General features: G+C 57.1%; 4 protein-coding genes. All 4 read left to right on the top strand.

Going from position 1 to position 7275, the window contains the following annotated elements:
* Nucleotides 1-680 (top strand): IS21-like element helper ATPase IstB (gene istB, locus AKU79_RS03085; RefSeq protein WP_050522123.1); only part of this gene is annotated, 680 nt, incomplete at its 5' end.
* A gap of 17 nt (nucleotides 681-697) precedes the next feature.
* Nucleotides 698-2419: a BREX-1 system adenine-specific DNA-methyltransferase PglX gene (pglX, locus tag AKU79_RS19190; RefSeq protein ID WP_156209436.1), complete on the top strand. Its 1722-nt coding sequence runs from the start codon at nucleotides 698-700 to the stop codon at nucleotides 2417-2419.
* On the top strand, nucleotides 2412-4919 hold the full coding sequence (gene pglZ / locus AKU79_RS03075) for a BREX-1 system phosphatase PglZ type A (RefSeq protein WP_050522121.1): 2508 nt from the start codon (nucleotides 2412-2414) through the stop codon (nucleotides 4917-4919). Before pglX ends, pglZ begins: the two co-directional genes overlap by 8 nt.
* A 7-nt stretch (nucleotides 4920-4926) precedes the next feature.
* Nucleotides 4927-7023, top strand: a complete 2097-nt coding sequence (gene brxL, locus AKU79_RS03070) for a BREX system Lon protease-like protein BrxL (RefSeq protein ID WP_050522120.1) — start codon at nucleotides 4927-4929, stop codon at nucleotides 7021-7023.
* The last annotated feature ends 252 nt before the right edge of the window (nucleotides 7024-7275 follow it).

Raw genomic sequence — 7275 nt, 5'->3', positions numbered from 1 at the left:
AAGCCGCCATGCCGATCCTGTCGCAACTGCTCAAGGCGGAAATGGCCGAGCGCGAGGTGCGCTCTATCGCCTATCACATGAAGGCGGCCCGCTTTCCGGCTTACAAGGACCTTTCCGGCTTCGACTTTGCCGCCAGCGAGATCCGTGAAGCCTTAGTCAGACAACTCCATCGTTGTGAGTTCATGGACGCGGCCGAGAATGTGGTGCTGATCGGAGGTCCGGGAACAGGGAAATCGCATGTTGCAACCGCCCTTGGCATTCAGGCCATCGAGCATCACCGTAAGCGCGTCCGCTTCTTCTCGACGGTTGAACTGGTCAACGCACTGGAGCAGGAAAAGGCCCAAGGCAAGGCCGGGAAGATCGCTGAGGCGCTGGTCAAAACCGACTTGGTGATCCTGGATGAGCTGGGATATCTGCCGTTCAGCGCCTCCGGCGGCGCGTTGCTCTTCCATCTTCTGAGCAAGCTGTATGAACGCACCAGCGTCATCATCACCACCAACCTGAGCTTCAGTGAATGGGCCAGCGTCTTTGGCGATGCCAAAATGACCACAGCACTGCTCGATCGTCTCACACATCGCTGCCACATCCTCGAGACCGGCAATGACAGCTACCGCTTCAAGGCCAGCTCCGAAACAGCGAAGAAAAAGCGAAAGGAGGCAACAGCATTGACGCCATCATAACCAGCAGATCATAACGGCTGGGTGGGTCAGATCTCGATGAAAATGCCGGGTCAGTTCTCAATGACAATCAACACTACTACCTGACAGATTCAACCTATGAGGCGTTTTCCGAGAATCCCAAAATTGAAGACTTTGGAGCCACCGGCTCGGGACTTCAAACCAGCGATAATAACCGCTTTCTGCGGCAATGGTTTGAGGTCTCAAGTGCCGCGAGCAGCTTCAACTCGAGTAGTAGAGCAGTTGCGAAGGAAAGTGGCAAGAAGTGGTTCCCGCATAAAAAGGGCGGGCCATTCAGGAAGTGGTATGGGAATAATGAATTTGTGCTAAATTGGCATAATGATGGGGCGGAGCTATACGAATTCGCGGCAAACCTTTACGGCTCTCCCACTCGGATCATCAAGAATACAGATCGCTATTTTACCAGCGGAATTACTTGGTCCCACACAACCAGCTCTAAGTTCAGTGCGAGAGTTTTGGAAAGCAACGCAATTTTCAATGTGGAGGCACCATCTCTTTTCGACGTGGCGCCAGCACCTTTCCTATGCTTCCTGTCATCATGTGTTGGAGATCATTTGATTTCGATATCAAACCCTACGCTCCATTTTGTGTCTTCAAGCGTTGGCATTCTACCTTTTGCATCTGAGAAGATCGAACCGAGGTCAGCCAGTTTGAATACCTTGTTCAACAAGGCAATTGGCCTGTCTCGTGCCGACTGGGACGCCTACGAAACCTCCTGGGATTTCACCACGCTCCCGCTGCTCTCGCCCGATCATCGCGGCGAGACGCTGGAGAACAGCTACGCCACCCTCCGCGCCTATTGGCAGTCCATGACGGACGAAATGCAGCGGCTGGAGGAAGAGAACAACCGCATCTTCATCGACGCCTATGGTCTGCAGGAAGAACTGACCCCCGAGGTGTCGCTGGAGGAAATCACCCTCACCTGCAACCCCGCCTATCGCTATGGCGTAAAGAACGACGTTGAGGCCAACGAAACCCGCCTGCGCGCCGACACCATGGCCGAGTTCCTGCACTATGCCGTGGGCTGCATGTTCGGCCGCTACAGCCTTGATGCGCCCGGCCTGATCCTCGCCAATCAAGGCGAGACGCTGGAGGATTACCTCGCCCGCATCCCGGAACAGAGTTTCATGCCCGACGCCGACAACGTCATCCCCGTGCTCGACGGTGACTGGTTCGCCGATGACATCGTTGGCCGCGCCCGCGACTTTATCCGCATCACCTTCGGCGAGGCGAAGTTTCGCGAAAACCTCGCCTTTGTCGAAGCCGCCCTTGGCAAGGATCTGCGCAAATGGTTCACCAAGGACTTCTATGACTACCACGTGCGCCGCTATAAAAAGCGCCCGATCTACTGGATGTTCGCCAGCCCCAAGGGCAGCTTTGCCGCGCTGATCTATATGCACCGCTATCGCCCCGACACCGTGTCGGTCGTGCTGAACCAATATCTGCGCGATTACATCGGCAAGCTGGAGAATGAACGCGCCCGGCTGGAAAAGCTGGCCGACGACCCCACCGCCACCCCCGGCCAGCGCACCAAGGCGCTGAAGGACGTGGGCGCGGTGATCAAGCAGATCGAAGAGCTGACCGCGTGGGAGCGCGATGTCGTCTATCCCATGGCGCAGGCAAAGATCGCGATTGATCTGGATGACGGGGTCAAGCAGAACTATCCGCTGTTCGAGGGCGCGCTGAAGCCGATCAAGGGGCTGGAGGCCGCGGATGACTGACCGCATCACCGCGGGCCTGCTGCGGCTATACGAGGATCAGGGCCACCGCATCGTGTTCTGGTATGACGCCGCCCGCGACCTGCGCGAGGCGTTCGAGGCCGTGGATCTGCCCGATGTGACCAAGGTCGAGATCGCGAACAACGAGTTCGGGTTGAAATACCGGATGCTGCGGCAGGAGCCTAGGCGGCGGTTTTTGCTCTACAAGGAAGGCCCCGAGCCTGCGATGACGGATAACTGGTTGCTGGATGTGCAACTGGCGACGGCGGTGTTCCGTGCCGATCAGGTGGCGATCTGGGTTGCGGAACTGGGCATCCCCGCGAGGTTCGAGGCCGCCGTGCGCGACCACGTGGACTTCTACCGCTCCGCCAAGCGTCTGGCGCGGGTGGCCGAGATGGAGCGCGAGCGCCCCTCGCAGACCGAGCAGGACGTCCGCCGCAAGATGTTGGCCGTCTGCGCCGAAGCCGATGGCGATCTGGACACGGTGATCGAGTGTCTGCTGGGCGAGTTGGCCGAGGAGCGCGACGATGCCCTGCGCCTGATCGAGCGGGTGGGGCTGACCGCGTTCCTGTGGAAAGAGATCGGCGCGCGCTATGGCTATACCTCGGCCGAGCCGGATTTTCAGGATTTCGCCATCACGCTGTTCGCAAGCGCATGGGGCCGGGCCATGGGCGAGGCTGCAGCGCTGAACGCCGAGGCCGCGATCATGTTCCGCCGCTGGAGCGCCTCTCGCCGTTGGGGCGAAGCGTTTGAGAGGCTGTCAGGCTCCTATCAGGACCTGCTGAAGATCCGCGACGACCTGCAATCGCGCGATTTCCGTAGCCTGATGCCGCATGACCATTTCGAGGAGGTCGACCGTCGCATCATCATCTCTATCGTGGATGGTCTGGCGAAGCAGAGCCTTGCGGCTGGCGATGTGCTGAAATGGGTGCGCGAACGACGGCAAAGCCATTGGTATCAAACCTACAAGGATGTCTATCAGGCCATCGGCTACGCCACCGAGTTCCAGCAGGCGCTGGCCGAGGCCAATCTGACGATGACCAGCGTATCGGATGGCGTGAAGCGCTATAGCGCGAGCTGGTTCCGTCTGGATCAGCTTTACCGCAAGTTCATCTACCATATGCAGAAGAGCGGGCAGGCCGGGTTGCTGTCGGCGCTCTATGAGGCAGTGGAGAACCGCTACACCACGAATTTTGTGCTGAAGCTCAACGATGCCTGGCAGGATCACGTCACCAAGCTGACGGATTGGACGGTGCCGGGTTATCCGCGCCAGATGGATTTCTATCAGGACCAGGCGGCAGAGTTCCGGCGCAAGGATCAGAAGGTTGTCGTCATCATCTCAGACGCTCTGCGCTACGAGGTCGCCGAAGAGGCTCTTCGTGAGATCCGTAAGCTGAACCGGTTTGATGCCGACCTGAAGCCGATGATCTCATCCTTGCCCAGTTATACGCAGCTTGGCATGGCCGCGCTGCTGCCGCATCGACAGGTGGCCTTCCGCGACGACAGCGATCAGGTTCTGCTCGACGGCGAGAGCACGGTTGGGGCCGCCGCACGGGAAAAGGTGCTGAGCTCGGGCCGTGAGGGCGACCGGGCAAAAGTTGTGTCAGCCAAGGATTTCATGAACCTCGGAACTGCCGAGGGGAAAGAACTCTTTCGCGACAACGACATTCTCTATCTTTACCACAACCAGATCGACGCAACAGGCGACAAGCTGGTGTCCGAAGAGTTTGTCCCAGCCGCTGCTGAAACCGCCGTTGAGGATCTGGTCAAGCTGGTGCGCAAACTGACCTCGGCCAATTTCTCGAACATCCTGATCACAGCCGATCATGGGTTCCTCTGGCAACACCGTGCGCTTGATGAGAGCAGCTTTGCCTTGGCCGAACCAGATGGAGACATCTCCTGCCGTAATCGCCGGTTTGTCATCGGGCGTGGGCTTAGCTCGAACGGCGGGATGAAAAAATTCACCGCCGCTCAACTTGGCCTGACGGGCGAGCAAGATGTTCTGATCCCGAACTCGATCAACCGACTTCGTGTTAAGGGTTCGGGCAGCCGGTTCGTCCATGGCGGAGCCAGCTTGCAGGAGATTGTCCTACCGATCTTGCGGGTCGGCAAACAGCGCAAAGAGGATGTTGGGCAGGTGTCAGTGCAAATTGTGCCGCCAGGGCGGGCGCAGATCACCACAGGGCAGATACAGGTCACACTATATCAGACAGAACCGGTCACCGAGAAACAGCAACCGAGACAGGTATCAGCGGCGATCTTTGCGGGTGACAGCTCTGTTATCTCGGATGAGGCGGAGCTTGTCTTCGATTTTACCTCGGACAATCCGCGAGAACGTGAAATGCCGAGAAGCTTTCTGCTGACGCGCGCGGCAGACGCCTACAACAATCAGACGGTCTTTCTGAAACTGCGCTCGCGCATCGGCAAGACCAGCCATTTTGAGGACCATGCTGTTCAGCCCTTGCTGATGAAGCGCGGTATCAACACCGACTTTGACTTCTGAGGTGTCAATGACAGCCCTTGACGACAAAATTAATGAACACTTCGCTGGCTTCGTGGTCCGTAAGGATCTCGTGAAGGCGGTGAAAGGCAGTGCCATCGTCCCAACCTACGTGCTGGAATATCTACTTGGCCAGTATTGTGCGACGGACGACGAGGCCTCGATCGCGACAGGCATCGAGACGGTCAAGGACATCCTGCGCAAACACTATGTTCACCGTTCCGAAGCAGGATTGGTTCAGTCAACGATCAAGGAAAAGGGACGCTACAAGGTTATCGATCAGGTCAGCGTCGCCTTGAATGAAAAGACCGACGCATATGAAGCGGTCTTTGAAAGCCTCGGAATCAAGCGAGTCGCGATTGATGCCGCCACGGTCAAGGCGCACCCCAAGCTGCTGGTCACCGGCGTCTGGTGCATTGCCGACGTGCAATATGAGTTTTCCGATGACAACCGGATCTCGCCTTGGATCATTGATACGTTGAAGCCCATTCAGATCGCGCGTGTCGATTATGAGGGATACCGCCAAACCCGCGATCACTTTACCACCGAAGAATGGATCGACCTTCTGATGCAGAGCATCGGGTTCGACCCGGAGGCCTTTGGCCGCCGTTCCAAGCTGTTGCAGCTGATGCGCCTGATCCCATTCGTCGAACGCAACTACAACATCATTGAGCTTGGCCCCAAGGGGACGGGCAAATCGCACATCTATTCGGAATTCTCCCCCCATGGTCAACTGATCTCGGGCGGGGAAATTACGGTGCCGAAGTTGTTCGTCAACAATTCAAATGGCCGGATCGGTCTCGTCGGCTTTTGGGATGTCGTGGCCTTTGATGAGTTCGCCGGGCGGGAAAAGACCGCGAACAAGGCGCTGGTCGACATCATGAAGAATTACATGGCGAACAAGCAGTTCTCACGCGGGGTCAACCCGATGGGGGCTGAGGCCAGCTTTGCTTTTGTCGGTAATACCGATCACAACGTGCCATGGATGCTGAAGAACAGCGACCTGTTCGAGGCCTTGCCGCCCCAGTTCCACGACAGCGCTTTCATTGACCGTCTGCATGCCTATCTGCCGGGCTGGGAGGTCGACATCATCCGGGGGCAGATGTTCACTTCGGGCTACGGTTTTATCGTCGATTACCTCGCCGAGATCCTGCGGCATCTGAGGGCTGAGGATTTCTCGAACAGGCCCAGTCGCTATTTCACCGTGCCAGTCCAAACCCATATCCGCGACCGTGCCGCAATCGACAAGACAATGTCAGGCTTGCTGAAGTTGATTTTCCCAAATGGTGGGGAAACCGAAGCCGAGGTTGAGGAACTGCTGCGTCTCGCTATCGAATGCCGCAAACGGTTGAAAGATCAGCTCCTTCGCATCGACAGCACGTTTGAGAAGGCGGATTTTCACTATGTCGGGATGGATGGCGCCAAGCGGAACGTCACCACTCTTGAGGAAGAAGAGTTCCCTCAGTTCTATCATCGCAGGCCGACTGGCGACGAGGACGATGTCATCCTGCCCGATCGGCCGGAGGTGCCGCAAAATCCGGCAGCAAACGTGGCAGAAAGTGACATGGGCACAGTGCCAAGCGCATCCGACGCAGGGCCCAAAGCCTTTTCCCCAAAGCCCGGACACATTGTCTTTACTGAGAACCGCAAGGGGATCAGCTTTGACAAGATTTTCGGGCCTTGGACAGATGGCGCCAGTCGGATCACTATAACCGATCCTTACATCCGTCGATTCCACCAAGCCCGGAACGTAATGGAATTCATAGAAATGCTGATCCGCCGCAAGGCCCCAGAAGATCAATTAGCCGTGCATCTCATCACAGCACCGGACGATGGCAACATCCAGGAACAGCGGGAATGTCTGGACGGGATCACAGAGGCATGCACCGACACCGGGGTCGATTTCACATGGGCCTTTGATGGCACGGGAACCATGCATGCACGCGACATCAGCACTGATACCGGCTGGAAGATGGTGCTGGACCGTGGATTGGATATCTACCAGCCTACACCGCGCAAAACGAACGGGTTCTCTTTGGGCGAGCGGATGCAGGAACATCGGATGATCAAGGGGTTCTATGTGACTTATGTTGCCATAGAGATCTGAAATCAAAGGTTTCTGGCTGAAACTCGATTAAGGCTGAGTGTAGGCGGTTTTCGGACGAGTCCTTACCGCTGAGTCGGTCGGCTTCGCTTGTAACGGCAAAGTTGGCACCGTCTTCTTAAGGTTGCGTTGTCGATTAAGGCAACGGTATATTGGCCAATATCTGACGGTCTACAACGGCCCGTCCACATTCGTCGCTTGATGGGAGAACCCCCGATCAGGCCTCCTTAAACCTGCCGATTCCCGAAGCGGTAG

The sequence above is a fragment of the Pseudorhodobacter wandonensis genome, assembly GCF_001202035.1.
Classification (GTDB): domain Bacteria; phylum Pseudomonadota; class Alphaproteobacteria; order Rhodobacterales; family Rhodobacteraceae; genus Pseudorhodobacter; species Pseudorhodobacter wandonensis.
The sequence above is the reverse complement of the archived record's forward strand: the minus strand, read 5'-3'. Positions and strand labels throughout refer to the sequence as shown.